Origin of the sequence: Rhodanobacter sp. B2A1Ga4 (assembly GCF_018101315.1) — a bacterium.
GTDB classification, from domain to species: domain Bacteria; phylum Pseudomonadota; class Gammaproteobacteria; order Xanthomonadales; family Rhodanobacteraceae; genus Rhodanobacter; species Rhodanobacter thiooxydans_A.
Window position 1 is genome coordinate 1,349,391 of record NZ_JADBJR010000001.1, and the last position, 16,514, is coordinate 1,365,904.

Sequence of the window (16,514 nt, forward strand, 5' to 3'; positions counted from 1 at the left end):
CTTTTCGTTACGCGGCTGCCGGATCCGGCGTGATCAAGCCCGGCCGCTGGCCGACTTGCGCACGATCAGCATCGCCAGCTCCAGCGACTGCTCGTAGTTCAGGCGCGGATCGACCATCGACTTGTAGGCACGATCGAGGTCGCTTTCGGACAGGTCGCGGGCGCCGCCCATGCATTCGGTGACGTCCTCGCCGGTCAGTTCCAGATGCACGCCGCCGAGCCGGGTGCCGGCCGCCGCGTGGATGTCGAACGCCTGCTCCAGCTCGCCGCGGATGTTGTCGAAGCGGCGGGTCTTGTGGCCGTTCGAGGTGCTCTCGGTGTTGCCATGCATCGGATCGGCCACCCACAGCACGCGCCGGCCCTCACGCTTCACCGCGTCCAGCAGCGGCGGCAACGCGGCCGCGACCTTCGCATTGCCCATACGGTGGATCAGGGTCAGCCGGCCCGGCTCGTCGTCCGGATTCAGCGCATCGATCAGCGGCAGCAACTGCCCGGGCGTCACCGAGGGGCCGACCTTCACCGCCACCGGATTGCGGATGCCGCGGAAATACTCCACGTGCGCGCCGTCCAGCGCCGCCGTGCGCATGCCGATCCACGGGAAGTGGGTGGACAGGTTGAACCAGCCGGGATGGCGCGGCACCTGGCGGGTCAGCGCCTGCTCGTAGTGCAGCAGCAGTGCCTCGTGCGAGGTGAAGAAATCCACCTTGGAGAAACCGGCGATCGGGCCGGCCAGGGTTTCCATGAAACGCAGCGAGTCACCGATGGCGGCGACCATCTGGCGGTACTCGGCAGCGAGTGGTGAATGCTCGACCCAGGCCAGGTCCCAGTATTCCGGATGGTGCAGGTCGGCGAAGCCGCCGTCGATCAGCGCGCGCACGAAGTTCATGGTCAGCGCGGAATGCGCATGCGCCTGGATCAGCCGTTGCGGATCCGGACGACGCGCCTCGGCGGTGAATGCCGGGCTGTTGACCACGTCGCCGCGAAAGCTCGGCAGCGTCACGCCATCATGCGTCTCGGTGTCGGCCGAACGCGGCTTGGCGTACTGCCCGGCGAAACGACCCACCCGCAGCACCGGCTTCTTCAGTCCATGCACCAGCACCAGGCTCATCTGCAGCAGCACCTTCAGCCGGTTCGAGATCACCGGGCTGGTGCAGTCGGCGAAGCTCTCCGCGCAGTCGCCGCCCTGCAGCAGGAAACGGCTGCCCTCCTGCGCCTCGGCCAGTGCCTGCTTCAGCGCCAGCACTTCCCACGAGGTCACCAGCGGCGGCAACTGCGCAAGCTGGGCGCCGGCGGCGGCCAGTTCGACCGCATCATCGTAATGCGGCTGCTGCAGCGCCACGCGCCGCTGCCACGAATCGGGGGCCCAGTCGGCGGGGGCACGGAAGTTCGACATGGCGGGATTCATCGCGCGGTCCTGGATGGCAACCCGGGGCTTCACTTTGCCGGAGACCGGCGCCGTGCCGCCGCGATCGCCAGCACGGCCAGCGCGACGTACCACAGCAGGGTCCAGGCCGGCATCGGCAGGCCGAGGATCGGCTCGACCTTGGCGCATTCGCCCGAACCGGTGAAGACCAGCTTCAGCATCCTGGAGAACGGGAACGCGTCCAGCATGTAACCGAGGCCGGGACCGCAGGAAGGCACCTGGTCGGCCGGCAGGGTCTGCAGCCAGAGGTGGCGACCGGCGGTGACGATGCCACCCACCGCGCCGACCAGCACCAGCCCCGCATAGGCCCAGCGAACGTTGCCGCGCGGCGCGTGCAGGCCACCCAGCAGGAAGAACAGCGCCATGAACAGGAACGCGATGCGCTGGAAGACGCACAGCGGGCACGGTGTCATGCCCAGCCCGTATTCGGCGTACAAGGCAAAGCCGAGCAGGCCTGCGCAGAGCAGAAAGCCGACGAGGTAACTGACACGGTACGACCAGTGGAATGGATTCATGATGGATTGTTGCGTTGCGGAACCCGTGACATTACCGCTTCGCCGGGACGCTGTCAGCAGGCACAGGCCATCAGGCCGCAAGGTGCGGGGCGACAAGGCCCACAGACGCGAAAACCCGGCAGGTTACCCGGCCGGGTTTTCGTGTCTGGACGTCTGCACATCCGGGCGGACCGGTCGCGGCTCCCGCCTTATTCGGCGTCGACGGCCTCGACCTGCGGGCGACCGACCAGCTCGACGTACGCCATCGGCGCGTTGTCGCCGTCGCGGAAGCCGCACTTCAGGATGCGCAGGTAGCCGCCGGGGCGTTCCTTGTAGCGCGGGCCCAGCTCGACGAACAGCTTGCCCACCGCTTCCTTGTCGCGCAGGCGCGAGAAGGCGAGGCGGCGATTGGCCACGCCATCGGTCTTGGCCAGGGTGATCAGCGGCTCGGCCACGCGGCGAAGTTCCTTCGCCTTCGGCAGGGTGGTGCGGATCAGCTCGTGCTTGAACAGCGACGAAGCCATGTTCTTGAACATCGCCTCGCGGTGGCTGCTGGTCCGGTTGAACTTGCGTCCGGATTTCATGTGGCGCATGACGAAACTCTCTCTGGTCTGTTGTTATGAAAAACCGGCACCTGTGTCCGGCTTCCCGCGGTTGCCCGCTGTTCCAGGCCCTCTCAAAACGGGCTCTGGTGAGACGTGCGGCCATGAATGGCCGTCTGATGCTTTGGCGACCAGAGGTCGCTTGGAAGGCCAAACCGGCCTTCCATCGGGCAGTCAAGGCGACTGCTCCAAATTCGCAGCCCGGGGGCGGCGAGCCCGGCGGAACGGCCAGATGGCGTCCGCCGGTTCGTGACTGCGGCGGCGATCGGAAGATCGCCGCCGCAACAACATCAACCCAGCTGCATGCCGTGCGACAGGCCCGGCGGCGGCCAGTTCTCAAGTTTCATGCCGAGTGCGAGACCACGCCCGCCCAGCACGTCCTTGATTTCGGTCAGCGACTTCTTGCCAAGATTCGGCGTCTTCAGCAGCTCGACCTCGGTCTTCTGCACCAGGTCGCCGATGTAGTAGATGCTCTCGGCCTTCAGGCAGTTCGCCGAACGCACGGTGAGCTCCAGATCGTCGATCGGGCGCAGCAGCAGCGGATCGAAACCGCTCTTCTCCGCCTTGTCGGTGGCGCTCTCGCGACGCGAGAAGTCACCGAACACGGACAGCTGGTCGTTGATGATCTCGGCGGCCTTGCGCACAGCGTCCTCGGCGCCGATGGTGCCGTTGGTCTCGATGTCCAGCACCAGCTTGTCGAGGTTGGTGCGCTGCTCGACGCGAGCGGCGTCCACTTCGTAGGCCACGCGCAGCACCGGCGCGAACGACGCGTCCAGCTGCAGGCGACCGATCGGACGCGCTTCGTCGTCCGGATGCTGGCGCGCGCTGGCCGGCTGGTAGCCGACGCCGCGACGCACCTTCAGGCGCATGTTGAGCGCGATGTCCTTGGTCAGGTGGCAGATCACGTGCTCGGGGTTGATGATCTCCACCGAGTGGTCGACGACGATGTCGCCGGCCGTGACCACGCCCTTGCCCTTCTTGGACAGGGTCAGGGTGACCTCATCGCCACTGTGCTGACGGATCGCCACGTCCTTGAGGTTCAGCAGGACTTCGATCACGTCCTCCTGCAGGCCTTCCAGGGTGGTGTACTCGTGCAGCACGCCATCGATTTCGACCTCGACGATGGCGCTACCGGGGATCGAGGAGAGCAGCACGCGACGCAGCGCGTTGCCCAGGGTGTGGCCAAAGCCACGCTCGAGCGGCTCGACCACCACCTTGGCGCGGTTGGCCCCGAGCTGTTCGACGCTGAGGCCACGCGGCCGCAGCACACTAGTTGACGAAACTGCCATGCAGAGCTCCGGTAAAATTACTTCGAGTAAAGCTCGACGATCAGGGCTTCATTGATGTCGGACGGCAGATCACCGCGATCCGGCACCGACTTGAACGTGCCTTCAAACTTCTTGGCGTCGACTTCGACCCAGATCGGGCGCAGATCCATGGTGTCGAACACGGTCGCCGCTTCCTGCACGCGCAACTGGGTGCGTGCGCGCTCGGTCAGCGCGATAGCGTCGCCCGGGCGAACCTGGTACGAAGGAATGTTCACCTTCTTGCCGTTCACCAGGATCGCCTTGTGGGCGACCAGCTGGCGGGCCTGGGCGCGGGTGACCGCAAAGCCCATGCGATAGACGACGTTGTCCAGGCGGCTTTCAAGCAGGCGCAGCAGGTTCTCGCCGGTGTTGCCCTTGAGGGTCGACGCCTTGGCGTAGTAGTTGCTGAACTGGCGCTCGAGCACACCATAGATACGCTTGACCTTCTGCTTCTCACGCAGCTGCACGGCGTAGTCGGACATGCGCATGCGCTTGTTCGCGCCATGCTGGCCGGGCTTGTTTTCCAGCTTGCACTTGGAATCCAGCGCACGCGCCGGGCTCTTCAGGCTGAGATCTGCACCCTCACGACGGGCGAGCTTGCAGGTAGCTCCACGATAACGGGCCATGGGTATGCTCCTTAGACTCGACGCTTCTTGGGGGGACGGCAGCCGTTGTGCGGAATCGGCGTGACATCGATGATGTTGAGCACCTTGTAGCCCAACGCGTTCAGTGAACGCACGGCCGACTCGCGACCCGGGCCCGGGCCCTTGATGCGCACTTCGACCGTCTTTACGCCGTAGTCACCTGCAGCGCGGCCGGCTTTCTCGGCGGCTACCTGGGCAGCGAACGGGGTCGACTTGCGCGAACCGCGGAAACCCGCGCCGCCGGCGGTCGCCCACGACAGGGCATTGCCCTGGCGATCGGTGATGGTGACGATGGTGTTGTTGAAGGAGGCCTGCACGTGGGCCACGGCATCCGTGACAACGCGCTTGATCTTCTTCTTGGTTTTAACCGGCTTAGCCATAATTTTTGAGGCTCTTGGTAATCAGTGCAACCATGGATGGTCGCTTTTTGATCTTCGCGATCAGGGATGATCGCACTGGTTCAATTACTTCTTGATCGCGCGACGGGGACCCTTGCGGGTACGTGCGTTGGTGCGCGTGCGCTGACCGCGCACCGGCAGGCCACGACGATGGCGCAGGCCACGGTAGCAACCCAGATCCATCAGGCGCTTGATGGCCATGCCCACCTCGCGGCGAAGATCGCCTTCGACGGTATACTTGGCGATTTCGTGGCGGATCTTCTCCACCTCGCCTTCACTGAGGGACTTGATCTGGGTGGTGGGAACCACGCCAGCATCCACGCAGACCTTCCTGGCCCGGCTGCGGCCGATACCGTAAATGCTCTGCAGACCGACCCAGACATGCTTCTGGACCGGCAAATTGACACCCGCGATGCGCGCCATGATGTACTTTCTCCGATGCGTTTCTTGCGCGGTAAACGCGCAATTCTAACCTGAATTACCCTGACTGGAAAGCCCTGCGACACCAAGGTGTCGCCAGCTTCCGACTTCGACCAACTACTCTCGCCCCAGCAGCCACTAGTTGCGACGGAGATTGGCCTTCTTGAGCAGACTTTCGTACTGGTGACTGACCAGGTGCGCCTGTACCTGCGCCGTGAAGTCCATCACCACCACCACCACGATCAGCAGCGACGTGCCACCGAAATAGAACGGTACGTGCCAGGCGCTCTGCATGAACGACGGCACCAGACAGACCAGCACCAGGTACAGCGCACCGACACCGGTCAGACGCGTCATTACCGCATCGATGTAGCTGGCCGTGGCCTTGCCCGGGCGAATGCCTGGAATCAGCGCACCCGACCGCTTGAGGTTGTCCGCGGTCTCGTCGGCGTTGAACACGATCGCCGTGTAGAAGAACGCGAAACCGATCACCAATACCGAAAACACGGTTTCATACAACGGATTGCCCGGGCTCAGCGCCTGGGTCAGATCCTGCAGCCAGCGCGACTGCTGGCCAGTGCTGAACCAGCTCACCGCGGTCGCCGGGAACATCAGCAGACTGGAAGCGAAGATCGGCGGAATCACGCCCGACATGTTGATCTTCAGCGGCAGGTTGGAACTCTGGTTCATGTAGGCCTTCTGCCCACCAGAACGCCGCGCGTAGTTCACCGTGATGCGCCGCTGGGCGCGCTCCATGAACACCACGAAGGCAGTCACCAGCAGCGCCAGGCCAAACACCATCAGCAACTTGATCAGCGACAATTCACCGTTGCTGGCCATGCCCAGAGTGTGCACCACCGCCCCCGGCAGACCGGCGACGATACCGGCGAAGATCAGCAGCGAGATGCCGTTGCCGATGCCGCGCTCGGTCATCTGCTCGCCCAGCCACATCAGGAACATGGTGCCGGCGGTAAGCCCGACCACGGAGGAGAAGACGAAGCCGAAGCCCGGCGTATAGACCACCGGTGCACCACCGGCAGCCACCTGCCCCTGCAACGCCACCGCAATGCCGAACGACTGGAACGCCGCCAAAGCCACCGTGGCATAGCGCGTATACATCGTCATCTTGCGCTTGCCGGCCTCGCCTTCCTTGCGCAGGCTCTGCAGACTCGGCACCACCGCGCCCATCATCTGGAACACGATCGATGCCGAGATGTACGGGATCACGCCCAGCGCGAATACCGAGAAGCGCGCCAGCGCACCACCCGAGAACATGTTGAACATGTCCATCAGGCCGTTGCCGTTGACCAGGTTGGTCATCGCCTCCGGATTGACGCCCGGAACCGGAATGAACGAACCGAGCCGGAACACCACCAGCGCACCGATCACGAAGAAGATGCGTTGGCGAAGCTCCGTCAGCTTGCCGAGCTTGCCGAGTGCATTGCCCTTGGCTGCTGCCACCTGATTACTCCACGCTGCCGCCGGCAGCCTCGATGGCTGCCTTGGCGCCGGCGGTAGCCAGCAGACCGGACAACTTCACCGCGCGACCGATTTCACCCTTGAGGACAACCTTGACCTTCTTCGCGCGGCTGTTGATCAGGCCAGCCTGATGCAGCGCCACGACGTCGATCACGTCACCCTTGAGCTGGGCCAGCTGATACAGGAACACTTCCTGGCTCTCGGCCTGCTTCTTCGAGCGGAAACCGATCTTCGGCATCCGGCGATTCAGCGGCATCTGGCCGCCCTCGAAGCCGTACTTGTGGGTACCACCCGCGCGGGCATGCTGACCTTTGTGGCCGCGACCGGCAGTCTTGCCCATGCCCGAACCGATACCGCGACCGACGCGTAGACGCGTCTTGTGCGAACCGGCGGCCGGCTTGATGTCATTCAGACGCATGATGCTTACTCCTCGACCCGGACCAGGTAATAGACCGTGTTGATCAGGCCACGCACCTGCGGGCTGTCCTTCAGTTCACGGACGTCGTTGATCTTGCCCAGACCCAGCGCCTTGACACTGAGACGGTGACGCGCCTGCACGCCACGCAGGCCTTTGACCAGGCGCACGCGCACGGTCTTGTCGGCGGATTGCTGAGACTTAGCCATTGCCGAGCACCTCATCCAGGGTCTTGCCACGCTTGGCGGCGATCTTCTTGGGCGAGGCAACTGCCTGCAGGCCCTTGATGGTCGCGCGCACCAGGTTGATCGGGTTGCGCGAGCCGACCGCCTTGGCCAGCACGTTCTTCACGCCAACCACTTCCAGCACGGCACGCATGGCGCCGCCGGCAATCACGCCGGTACCCTCGGAAGCCGGCTGCATGTAGACGCGCGCCGCACCGTGGTTGGCCTTAATGGCGTACCACAGGGTGCCGTTGTTCAGCTCGATGTTCACCATCTGGCGGCGGGCACGCTCCATGGCCTTGGAGATGGCCACCGGCACTTCACGCGCCTTGCCATAGCCGAAGCCGACCTTGCCCTCGCCGTCACCGACCACGGTCAGCGCGGTGAAGCTCATCTGGCGGCCACCCTTGACGGTCTTGGCCACGCGGTTGACGGCGATCAGCTTCTCGAGCAAGCCGTCCGAATTTTCGCGATCGTTAGAAGACATGTTCTTTTCCATGTGCCCGGCAAGACCGGGACTTTTACTTGCGGCTGAGCCGCTTGGAGTTGTAGGTGACGCGACGGAAATCAGGACGATGTCCCGACCCGGTGTTACTTAGAATTTCAGGCCCGCTTCGCGTGCAGCATCGGCCAGCGCCTTGATGCGACCGTGATAGCGGAAGCCGGAACGATCGAATGCAACGGCTTCGATACCCGCCGCCATCGCGCGCTCGGCGACTGCCTTGCCCACAGCCGCCGCAGCGGTCAGGTTCTTGGTGCCCTTGAGGCCCTCGGCGACCGACTTCTGCACGGTGGAGGCAGCTGCCACCACATTTAGGCCGGAGGCATCGAACACCTGCGCGTAGATGTGCTGACCGGTGCGATGCACCGACAGACGCGCCACGGCCAGCTTGCGGATGTGGCTGCGGGTGGACTTGGCGCGGCGCAGGCGATTTTCGTTCTTGTTCATCATGATGTCTCCAGAAAGCGGATTGGCTGGTATGAGCGGCTCTTTTGAAGAGTCCGGCCATGGATGGCCGGTCTTCGCGGAGGGACCCGCATCAAGCCTTCTTGGCTTCCTTCAAGGTGATCTTCTCGCCGGCATAACGCACGCCCTTGCCCTTGTAGGGCTCCGGCGGACGGAAGCCGCGAATCTTGGCTGCAACCTGGCCCACCGCCTGCTTGTCCGCGCCCTTGATCAGGATCTCGGTCTGCGACGGGGTTTCGATGCTGATGCCTTCCGGCGCATCGAACACCACCGGGTGGGAGAAACCCAGGCTCAAGTTCAGCGACTTGCCCTGCATCGAGGCGCGGTAACCGACGCCGACCAGCTCGAGCTTGCGCTCGTAACCGCCGAATACACCGGTGACCATGTTGGACAGCAGCGCGCGGGCGGTACCGCCGAACTTGTCGTCGGCGCCGTCGACGAGACTGACGTTCGCCACGCCATTGTCCACGGCGATGCTGACACCCGGCAGGTGATGCACGGACAGCGTACCCTTCGGGCCCTTCACGGAGATACCGTCGTTACCGACCGTCAGCTCGACACCCTTGGGCAGGGAAATGGGTTGTTTGGCAACACGTGACATCGACAGACTCCTTATGCCACTTGGCCGATGACTTCGCCGCCCAGACCCTTGGCGCGGGCCTGCGCGTCGGTCAGCAGACCGGCGGAAGTCGAAATGATCGAGATACCCAGGCCACCCAGGATCTTCGGCAGCTCGTCCTTGCCGCGATAGACGCGCAGGCCGGAGCGGCTGACACGGGAAATGCGCTCGATGGCCGGCTGGCCCTCGAAATACTTGAGCTTGATCTCGAGCACCGGCTTGCCTTCCTCGGCGGAAGTCTTGGCGTCGAGGATGTAGCCCTCGTTCTTGAGAAGGTTGGCGATCGCCAACTTCAGTTTCGACGACGGCATACGCACGGTCGGCTTGCCCATGGCCTGGGCATTGCGGACGCGCGTGAACAGATCGGCGATGGGATCAGTCATGCTCATGAAAACATCCTTCAGAGTGCACCGATATCCGATAAAACCGGAAATCAATCAGATTGTGAGCTGCCATGGACAGCAGCCTGCCTTGCGCAGACCGCTGACTATATCAGCAATTTCAGGTTTTAGCGAATTTCGATGCGATAAGTCGCATCAGCGGCTGCCTGGCGGCAGCTCGGTGAGTCGCTCGCGGCACATGCGTGCCTCGAAACAACTCCGGCTTGGGTAATTACCAGCTTGCCTTGCGCAGACCCGGCACGTCGCCGCGCATGGTCGCTTCACGCAGCTTGTTGCGACCCAGGCCGAACTTGGCGTAGACGGCACGCGGGCGACCGGTCAACGCGCAGCGGGTGCGCTGGCGCACCGGGCTGGCATCGCGCGGCAACTTCTGCAGTTTGGACTGGGCGGCCATCTTCTCCTCGTAGGAGGCGCTGGGGCTCAGCACGATCGCCTTCAGCTCGGCACGCCTGGTGGCGAACTTCTGGACGAGTTTGGTCCGCTTGATGTCGCGGTTGACCATCGAGGTCTTTGCCATGGGTATCTCTCGCGTCTATCAGTTGCGGAACGGGAAGCTGAACGCGGCCAGCAGGGCCTTCGCTTCTTCGTCGGTCTTGGCGGTGGTGGTGATGGAGATATCCATGCCACGCAACGCATCGACCTGGTCGAAGTCGATCTCAGGGAAAATGATCTGTTCCTTGATACCGAAGTTGTAGTTGCCACGGCCGTCGAAGGCCTTGCCCGAAACACCGCGGAAGTCGCGCACGCGCGGCAGCGAGATGTTGATCAGGCGATCGAGGAACTCGAACATCTGTGCACGGCGCAGGGTGACCTTGCAGCCGATCGGCCAGCCGTCGCGGATCTTGAACGAGGCCACGGAGACGCGGGCCTTGGTCGTGATCGGCTTCTGGCCGGAGATCTTGGCCATGTCGGCCACGGCGTTCTCGAGCACCTTTTTGTTGCCCGCAGCTTCACCCACGCCCATGTTCAGCGTGATCTTGGTGATGCGGGGAACCTGCATCACGTTCTGGTAGCCGAACTGCTCGGTGAGCTTCGGCACTACCTGCTCTTTGTAGAAATTTTCAAGGCGGGTCATGATCGTGATTCCTTACGCGTCCACGACCTCGCCAGTCGAACGGAACACGCGGACCTTGCGCCCATCAGCGAGCGTTTTGGTGCCGACGCGTTCACCCTTGTTCGTGGCGGGGTTGAACAGCTGCACATTGGAGAGATGGATCGAGGCTTCACGCTCGACGATGCCGCCAGCCTGGTTGGCCTGGGGGTTCGGCTTGGTGTGGCGCTTGACCAGATTCACGTTGGAGACGAACACGCGCTCGCCTGCAACACGCAGCACATCGCCGCGCTGACCCTTGTTCTTGCCGGTGATCACGAGGACCTGATCACCCTTGCGGATACGGTTCATTGTCTTGACTCCGCTCAGAGCACTTCGGGCGCAAGCGAGACGATCTTCATGAACTTCTCGCTGCGCAGCTCGCGGGTAACCGGCCCGAAAATACGGGTGCCGATCGGCTCGAGCTTGTTGTTGAGGAGCACCGCTGCATTGCCGTCGAAACGGATCAGCGAGCCATCGGGACGACGCACACCCTTGGCGGTACGTACCACCACGGCGTTGTAAACCTCGCCCTTCTTCACCTTGCCGCGGGGAATCGCATCCTTCACGGTGACCTTGATCACGTCACCGATCGCGGCGTAACGGCGCTTGGAGCCGCCGAGCACCTTGATGCACATCAGTTCCTTCGCGCCGCTGTTGTCTGCTGCGGAAAGCGTGCTTTGCATCTGGATCATGTCTGCACCCTCCCTTAGACGTTGGCGCGCGTGATGATTTCAACCACGCGGTGATGTTTGGTCTTGGACAACGGACGGCACTCCGCGATACGCACGAGGTCGCCCTCGTTGGCACCCAGGTCGTCCTGCGCATGCAGCTTGGTCGACCGGCGGATGATCTTGCCGAGCAGCCAGTGCTGCTCCTGGCGCTCGACCAGGACGGTGACCGTCTTGTCCATCTTGTTGCTGGTGACGCGGCCCTCGAGGGTGCGCGTCTGCTTCTTGTTGTCGCTCATGTCGGCCGTCCCTTACTTCTTGCCGCCGAGCACGAACTTCGTGCGGGCGATGTCACGCCGAACGCGGCGGAGCTGGTGCGGCTGAGTGAGCTGGCCGGAACCCTTTTGCATGCGCAGGTTGAACTGCTCCTTGCGCAGGTCCAGCAGGTGCTGCTGCAGCTCTTCGGCCGACTGGTTGTTGATATCTTTGCTGGCCATCACATCACCGCCCGGGTCACGAACTGGGTCTGCACCGAGAGCTTGGCGGCGGCCAGGCGGAACGCCTCGCGCGCCGTCGGCTCGTCGACGCCCTCGATTTCATAGAGCATGCGGCCGGGCTGGATCGGAGCGACCCAGAACTCGACGCCGCCCTTGCCCGCGCCCATGCGGACTTCGATCGGCTTCTTGGTGATCGGCTTGTCCGGGAACACGCGGATCCACAACTTGCCGCCACGCTTGACGAAGCGGGTGATGCAACGACGGGCCGCCTCGATCTGGCGCGCGGTGAGCGCACCATGCGTGGTCGCCTTCAGGCCGTACTCGCCAAAGCTGACGAGGTTGGAGCACTGGGCCAGGCCATCGTTACGGCCCTTGAACTGCTTGCGGTACTTGGTTCGCTTGGGTTGCAACATGGCAACTCTCCTTACTTCGCCGACCGCTCGCGACGGCCTTCGCCATCACGACGCGGTTCACGATCACGACGGCCTTCGCCACCCTCGCGGCGCGACGGCGCCGGCGACTCGTCCTTCGACTCCTGGCCAATCTGGGTCAGGTCGAAGATCTCGCCCTTGTTGACCCACACCTTGATGCCGATGATGCCGTAGGTGGTGCTCGCCTCGGCAAAACCGTAGTCGATGTCGGCACGCAGCGTGTGCAGCGGCACGCGACCTTCGCGGGCCCACTCGGAACGGGCGATCTCGGCGCCGTTCAGGCGGCCGGACACGTTGATCTTGATGCCCAGCGCGCCCAGGCGCATCGCGTTGCCGACCGAGCGCTTCATCGCGCGACGGAACATGATGCGGCGCTCCAGCTGCTGCGCGATCGACTCGGCCACCAGCTGCGCGTCAATCTCCGGCTTGCGCACTTCGTTGACGTTGATGTGCGTCGGGACGCCCATCATGTCGCTGACTTCCTTGCGCAGCTTCTCGATATCCTCGCCCTTCTTGCCGATCACCACGCCCGGGCGGGCAGTGTGGATCGTCACGCGCGCGGTCTTGGCCGGGCGCTCGATCTGGATCTTCGAGATGCCGGCGGCAGCCAGCTTCTTCTTCAGCATGTCGCGGACCTTGATATCGGCCACGAGATACTTGGCGTAATCGCCCTTGTTGGCGAACCACTTCGAGTTCCAGTCCTTGGCAATGCCGAGGCGGATACCGGTGGGATGAACTTTATGACCCATCGTCTATGTCCCCGGTCAGTTACCAACAACCACAGTGATGTGGCTGGTGCGCTTGAGAATGCGCGAACCGCGGCCTTTGGCGCGGGCATACATGCGCTTCATCGCCGGACCTTCGTCGACGAAGATGCTGGCCACCTTCAGCTCGTCGACATCCGCGCCGAGATTGTTCTCGGCGTTGGCGACGGCCGACAGCAGCACCTTGCGGACAAGGTGCGCGGCCTTCTTGTTGGTGTAGGTGAGCACGTCGCTGGCCCGGCCCACGGGAAGACCGCGGACCAGATCAGCCACCAGGCGTGCCTTTTGCGCCGAGATGCGGGCGCCGCGCAGGATCGCTTTGGCTTCAGTGCTCATCACTTGCCCTTCTTGTCGCCGACATGGCCTTTGAACGTACGGGTCACCGCGAACTCGCCGAGCTTGTGCCCGACCATGTTCTCGTTGATCAGGACGGGCACGTGCTGGCGGCCGTTGTGGATGGCGATGGTCAAGCCGACCATTTCCGGCAGGATCATCGAGCGGCGCGACCAGGTCTTGATCGGGCGCTTGTTGTTGGCGGAAACCGCAGCTTCCACCTTCTTCGCGAGGTGAAGGTCGACGAACGGACCTTTCTTCAGAGAACGCGGCATGTCGGCTTCCTGTTACTTGGTACGACGACGCACGATGAACTGCTGCGTGCGCTTGTTGTTACGGGTCTTGTAACCCTTGGCCGGCGTGCCCCACGGGCTGACCGGATGACGACCGCCAGAAGTCTTGCCTTCACCACCACCGTGCGGGTGGTCGACCGGGTTCATCACCACGCCGCGAACGGTCGGGCGAATGCCTACCCAGCGCTTGGCGCCGGCCTTGCCCAGCTTCTTCAGGCTGTGCTCGCCGTTGCCGACTTCGCCGATGGTGGCGCGGCAATCGACCGAGACGCGGCGCATCTCGCCGGAGCGCAGACGCAGCGTGGCGTAACCGGACTCGCGGGCGACCAGCTGCACCGAGGCACCAGCGCTGCGGGCGATCTGCGCGCCCTTGCCGGGGCGCAGCTCGATGCAATGGATCGTGCTGCCCATCGGAATGTTGCGCAGCTGCAGGCAGTTGCCGGCCTTGATCGGCGCATCGCGGCCGGATACCAGACGATCGTCCACCTGCACGCCCTTCGGCGCGATGATGTAACGACGCTCACCGTCGGCGTAGCACAGCAGCGCGATGTGCGCAGTGCGGTTCGGATCGTATTCGATGCGCTCGACGCGGGCGGCAATGCCTTCCTTGTCGCGCTTGAAATCGATGATGCGGTAATGCTGCTTGTGACCGCCACCGCGATGACGCACGGTGATGCGACCGTGGTGATTGCGACCACCGGTACGGGACTGCGACTCGGTCAACGCCGCGTACGGCGCGCCCTTGTACAGGCCTTCCGTCTTGACGCTGACTGCGTCGCGACGACCCGGCGAGGTCGGCTTGTGGTTGATTAGTGCCATCTCTCAGAACTCCTGGCTCAGGCCTTGGCGGACACGTCGATGGTCTGACCATCGGCGAGGCGCACATAGGCCTTGCGCTTGCCCTGGCGGCTGCCAGCGCGTTGACGGAAGGCTTTGACCTTGCCTTTGGTGTTGACGAGGTTCACCTGTTCGACCTTGACGTCGAACAGCTTCTCCACGGCAGCGCGGACATCGGCCTTGGTCGCTGCAGGGGCGACCACGAATACATACTGGTTATGCTCGGCCAAGCGCGCCGATTTCTCGGAGATGTGCGGTGCGCGCAGCGTGTCGAGAATGCGTTCGTTGTTCATGCCAGCCACTCCTCGACCTTCTTCACGGCGTCAACCGTCATCACCACATGGTCGGAACCGACCAGGCTGACCGGGTTCAGCGCCATCACGTCCAGCACATGGATATACGGGATGTTGCGGGCAGCCAGGAACACCGCCTCGGAGGCGTCTTCCGACACCAGCAGCACGCGACCGGAAACGTCCAGCTCGGCCAGCTTGGCCACCATCGCGGAGGTCTTCGGCGACTCGATGCCGAAGCTCTCGACCACCTTCAGGCGGCCCTGGCGGGCCAGCTCGGAGAAGATCGAGCGGATCGCGACGCGGTATGCCTTGCGGTTGACCTTCTGCTCGTAGCTGCGCGGCTTGGCGGCAAACGTGACACCACCGCCGACGAAGATCGGCGCACGGTAGTCACCGTGACGGGCGCCACCACCCTTCTGCTTCTTGAACTTCTTGGTGGTGCCGGACATCTCGCCACGCGACAGCTGCGCCTTGGTACCGGCGCGACCGGCCGCCTGGTAGGCAACCACAACCTGATGAACCAGGGCCTTCTTGTACTCGCCGCCGAACACTTCGTCCGACACGCTGAGCGGCTTGGCGCCAATGACATTCAATTCCATGGCGACTCTCCTCAACCCTTGGTCGTCGGGCGGATGATGACGTCGCCACCGGTTGCACCCGGCACCGCGCCCTTCACCGCAATCAGGTGACGCTCGGCGTCGACCTTGACCACTTCCAGCCCTTGCGCCGAACGGCGCACGGCACCCATGTGACCGGCCATCTTCTTGCCCGGAAACACGCGACCCGGCGTCTGGCGCTGACCGATGGAGCCCGGTGCGCGATGCGACAGCGAGTTACCGTGGGTGGCGTCACCCATCTTGAAGTTCCAGCGCTTGATGGTGCCCTGGAAGCCCTTGCCCTTGGACACGCCGGCGACATCGACGATCTGGCCGACGGAGAACACGTCGTCTGCCTTGATCTCGGCGCCCACTTCGTACTTGCCGAGATCCTCGGCAGCCACGCGGAATTCCCACAGACCACGACCCGGCTCAACCTTGGCCTTCGCGTAGTGGCCCTTCAGCGGCTGCGTCAGCAGATTCGCGCGCTTGCTGCCCGCGGAAACCTGGACGGCGCTGTAGCCATCATTATCATCCGTCTTCACCTGGGTCACGCGGTTCGGCGTCGCTTCAATCAGCGTCACCGGAATCGAGCGGCCATCTTCAGTGAAGAGTCGGCTCATGCCGCATTTGCGGCCAACCAATCCGATACTCATCTTCGTATCCTGTCTGTCGCTCAACCGAGCTTGATCTGAACATCGACGCCAGCGGCGAGATCAAGCTTCATGAGCGCGTCCACGGTCTTGTCGTTCGGGTCGACGATATCGAGCACACGCTTGTGGGTACGGGTCTCGTACTGGTCGCGTGCATCCTTGTCGACGTGCGGCGACGTCAGAATGGTGTAACGCTCGATCTTGGTCGGAAGCGGAATCGGGCCGAGTACCGTGGCACCCGTGCGCTTTGCCGTCTCGACGATCTCGCTGGCAGAGCGGTCGATCAGTCGATGATCGTACGCTTTCAGCCGAATCCGAATCTTCTGGTTCGCCATAACCGTGTCCTGTTGTCTAAAGAACGTCATGTGAAACGAAGCGGCTTCTCACCGCCCCGCACTACCTTTTGCCACTGCATCGGCGCCGCGCGGTGAACTGCGTGACCCCTCTGAAAAACGCCAGGCGAGCAACGGTACGCTCGCCTGGCACAATCCGGAATCTCGCGCAAAACGACGTGTCGACAGGGCTTGCCCTGTGATCACGTCAACTTGCGAGGGCCTATCCTCGGCCAGCGAACTCGAAGCACATCCTGCGCCTCATTTCGCGGTAGGTCGGCCAAAACATGTCTGGCCGACGAGTGAGCTGCCAAGTGTACCGACAAAACTTC

29 protein-coding genes are annotated in these 16,514 nt (G+C 63.4%); all 29 read right to left on the reverse strand.

Features of this window, described 5'->3' with window-relative positions:
- Positions 1-33 precede the first annotated feature (33 nt).
- Positions 34-1,404 (reverse strand): 3-deoxy-7-phosphoheptulonate synthase class II, encoded by a 1,371-nt coding sequence (locus tag IMW82_RS06310; RefSeq protein ID WP_108473271.1) that lies wholly within the window; start codon positions 1,402-1,404, stop codon positions 34-36.
- A 29-nt stretch (positions 1,405-1,433) separates the two neighbouring features.
- Complete coding sequence (locus IMW82_RS06315; protein ID WP_108473270.1) at positions 1,434-1,937, reverse strand: disulfide bond formation protein B; 504 nt, start codon at positions 1,935-1,937, stop codon at positions 1,434-1,436.
- A 188-nt stretch (positions 1,938-2,125) separates the two neighbouring features.
- Positions 2,126-2,509 (reverse strand): 50S ribosomal protein L17, encoded by a 384-nt coding sequence (gene rplQ, locus IMW82_RS06320; protein WP_108473269.1) that lies wholly within the window; start codon positions 2,507-2,509, stop codon positions 2,126-2,128.
- Positions 2,510-2,808: 299 nt separating this feature from the next.
- Entirely contained in the window at positions 2,809-3,807 is a 999-nt protein-coding gene (gene rpoA / locus IMW82_RS06325; RefSeq protein WP_007513388.1) for a DNA-directed RNA polymerase subunit alpha, read from the reverse strand.
- 17 nt (positions 3,808-3,824) lie between these two features.
- Positions 3,825-4,451: a 30S ribosomal protein S4 gene (rpsD, locus tag IMW82_RS06330; protein WP_108473268.1), complete on the reverse strand. Its 627-nt coding sequence runs from the start codon at positions 4,449-4,451 to the stop codon at positions 3,825-3,827.
- Positions 4,452-4,462: 11 nt separating this feature from the next.
- The gene (rpsK, locus tag IMW82_RS06335) at positions 4,463-4,849 is read right to left on the reverse strand and encodes a 30S ribosomal protein S11 (protein ID WP_007513384.1); all 387 of its coding nucleotides are present in this window, start codon (positions 4,847-4,849) and stop codon (positions 4,463-4,465) included.
- An 84-nt stretch (positions 4,850-4,933) separates the two neighbouring features.
- Positions 4,934-5,290, reverse strand: a complete 357-nt coding sequence (rpsM, locus tag IMW82_RS06340) for a 30S ribosomal protein S13 (protein ID WP_007513382.1) — start codon at positions 5,288-5,290, stop codon at positions 4,934-4,936.
- Between the two features lie 135 nt (positions 5,291-5,425).
- Entirely contained in the window at positions 5,426-6,748 is a 1,323-nt protein-coding gene (gene secY / locus IMW82_RS06345) for a preprotein translocase subunit SecY (RefSeq protein ID WP_108473267.1), read from the reverse strand.
- A gap of 4 nt (positions 6,749-6,752) precedes the next feature.
- Entirely contained in the window at positions 6,753-7,184 is a 432-nt protein-coding gene (gene rplO, locus IMW82_RS06350; RefSeq protein ID WP_108473266.1) for a 50S ribosomal protein L15, read from the reverse strand.
- Between the two features lie 5 nt (positions 7,185-7,189).
- A complete protein-coding gene (rpmD, locus tag IMW82_RS06355) occupies positions 7,190-7,390 on the reverse strand; it encodes a 50S ribosomal protein L30 (RefSeq protein WP_108473265.1) in 201 nt (66 codons plus the stop codon).
- Positions 7,383-7,892: a 30S ribosomal protein S5 gene (rpsE, locus tag IMW82_RS06360; protein ID WP_077442651.1), complete on the reverse strand. Its 510-nt coding sequence runs from the start codon at positions 7,890-7,892 to the stop codon at positions 7,383-7,385. Before rpsE ends, rpmD begins: the two co-directional genes overlap by 8 nt.
- A gap of 108 nt (positions 7,893-8,000) precedes the next feature.
- Positions 8,001-8,360, reverse strand: coding sequence for a 50S ribosomal protein L18 (gene rplR / locus IMW82_RS06365; RefSeq protein WP_199909892.1), 360 nt, complete (start codon positions 8,358-8,360; stop codon positions 8,001-8,003).
- Between the two features lie 85 nt (positions 8,361-8,445).
- A complete protein-coding gene (gene rplF, locus IMW82_RS06370; RefSeq protein ID WP_108473263.1) occupies positions 8,446-8,973 on the reverse strand; it encodes a 50S ribosomal protein L6 in 528 nt (175 codons plus the stop codon).
- Between the two features lie 11 nt (positions 8,974-8,984).
- Positions 8,985-9,380: a 30S ribosomal protein S8 gene (gene rpsH, locus IMW82_RS06375; RefSeq protein ID WP_108473262.1), complete on the reverse strand. Its 396-nt coding sequence runs from the start codon at positions 9,378-9,380 to the stop codon at positions 8,985-8,987.
- Positions 9,381-9,603: 223 nt separating this feature from the next.
- Positions 9,604-9,909: a 30S ribosomal protein S14 gene (gene rpsN, locus IMW82_RS06380; protein ID WP_108473261.1), complete on the reverse strand. Its 306-nt coding sequence runs from the start codon at positions 9,907-9,909 to the stop codon at positions 9,604-9,606.
- An 18-nt stretch (positions 9,910-9,927) separates the two neighbouring features.
- Positions 9,928-10,470 carry a 50S ribosomal protein L5 gene (gene rplE / locus IMW82_RS06385; protein ID WP_174315863.1) on the reverse strand — a complete coding sequence of 181 codons (543 nt, stop codon included), beginning with the start codon at positions 10,468-10,470 and terminating at the stop codon, positions 9,928-9,930.
- 9 nt (positions 10,471-10,479) lie between these two features.
- Positions 10,480-10,794: a 50S ribosomal protein L24 gene (rplX, locus tag IMW82_RS06390; protein ID WP_108473260.1), complete on the reverse strand. Its 315-nt coding sequence runs from the start codon at positions 10,792-10,794 to the stop codon at positions 10,480-10,482.
- Positions 10,795-10,808: 14 nt separating this feature from the next.
- Positions 10,809-11,177: a 50S ribosomal protein L14 gene (gene rplN, locus IMW82_RS06395; protein ID WP_007513359.1), complete on the reverse strand. Its 369-nt coding sequence runs from the start codon at positions 11,175-11,177 to the stop codon at positions 10,809-10,811.
- A gap of 14 nt (positions 11,178-11,191) precedes the next feature.
- Positions 11,192-11,452, reverse strand: a complete 261-nt coding sequence (gene rpsQ, locus IMW82_RS06400) for a 30S ribosomal protein S17 (protein WP_108473259.1) — start codon at positions 11,450-11,452, stop codon at positions 11,192-11,194.
- Positions 11,453-11,464: 12 nt separating this feature from the next.
- The gene (gene rpmC, locus IMW82_RS06405; RefSeq protein WP_007513354.1) at positions 11,465-11,650 is read right to left on the reverse strand and encodes a 50S ribosomal protein L29; all 186 of its coding nucleotides are present in this window, start codon (positions 11,648-11,650) and stop codon (positions 11,465-11,467) included.
- Positions 11,650-12,063, reverse strand: a complete 414-nt coding sequence (rplP, locus tag IMW82_RS06410) for a 50S ribosomal protein L16 (RefSeq protein ID WP_108473258.1) — start codon at positions 12,061-12,063, stop codon at positions 11,650-11,652. The genes rpmC and rplP overlap by 1 nt, the downstream gene beginning before the upstream one ends.
- An 11-nt stretch (positions 12,064-12,074) precedes the next feature.
- The gene (gene rpsC / locus IMW82_RS06415; protein ID WP_108473257.1) at positions 12,075-12,830 is read right to left on the reverse strand and encodes a 30S ribosomal protein S3; all 756 of its coding nucleotides are present in this window, start codon (positions 12,828-12,830) and stop codon (positions 12,075-12,077) included.
- A 15-nt stretch (positions 12,831-12,845) separates the two neighbouring features.
- A complete protein-coding gene (gene rplV, locus IMW82_RS06420; protein WP_007513348.1) occupies positions 12,846-13,181 on the reverse strand; it encodes a 50S ribosomal protein L22 in 336 nt (111 codons plus the stop codon).
- Positions 13,181-13,453, reverse strand: coding sequence for a 30S ribosomal protein S19 (gene rpsS / locus IMW82_RS06425; RefSeq protein ID WP_108473256.1), 273 nt, complete (start codon positions 13,451-13,453; stop codon positions 13,181-13,183). Before rpsS ends, rplV begins: the two co-directional genes overlap by 1 nt.
- Positions 13,454-13,465: 12 nt before the next feature.
- The gene (gene rplB, locus IMW82_RS06430) at positions 13,466-14,290 is read right to left on the reverse strand and encodes a 50S ribosomal protein L2 (protein ID WP_108473255.1); all 825 of its coding nucleotides are present in this window, start codon (positions 14,288-14,290) and stop codon (positions 13,466-13,468) included.
- A 17-nt stretch (positions 14,291-14,307) separates the two neighbouring features.
- Entirely contained in the window at positions 14,308-14,601 is a 294-nt protein-coding gene (rplW, locus tag IMW82_RS06435) for a 50S ribosomal protein L23 (RefSeq protein ID WP_056386840.1), read from the reverse strand.
- Positions 14,598-15,200: a 50S ribosomal protein L4 gene (gene rplD / locus IMW82_RS06440; RefSeq protein WP_108473254.1), complete on the reverse strand. Its 603-nt coding sequence runs from the start codon at positions 15,198-15,200 to the stop codon at positions 14,598-14,600. The genes rplW and rplD overlap by 4 nt, the downstream gene beginning before the upstream one ends.
- A gap of 11 nt (positions 15,201-15,211) precedes the next feature.
- A complete protein-coding gene (gene rplC, locus IMW82_RS06445; RefSeq protein ID WP_108473253.1) occupies positions 15,212-15,853 on the reverse strand; it encodes a 50S ribosomal protein L3 in 642 nt (213 codons plus the stop codon).
- A gap of 20 nt (positions 15,854-15,873) precedes the next feature.
- A complete protein-coding gene (rpsJ, locus tag IMW82_RS06450; RefSeq protein ID WP_007082173.1) occupies positions 15,874-16,185 on the reverse strand; it encodes a 30S ribosomal protein S10 in 312 nt (103 codons plus the stop codon).
- Positions 16,186-16,514: the final 329 nt, after the last annotated feature.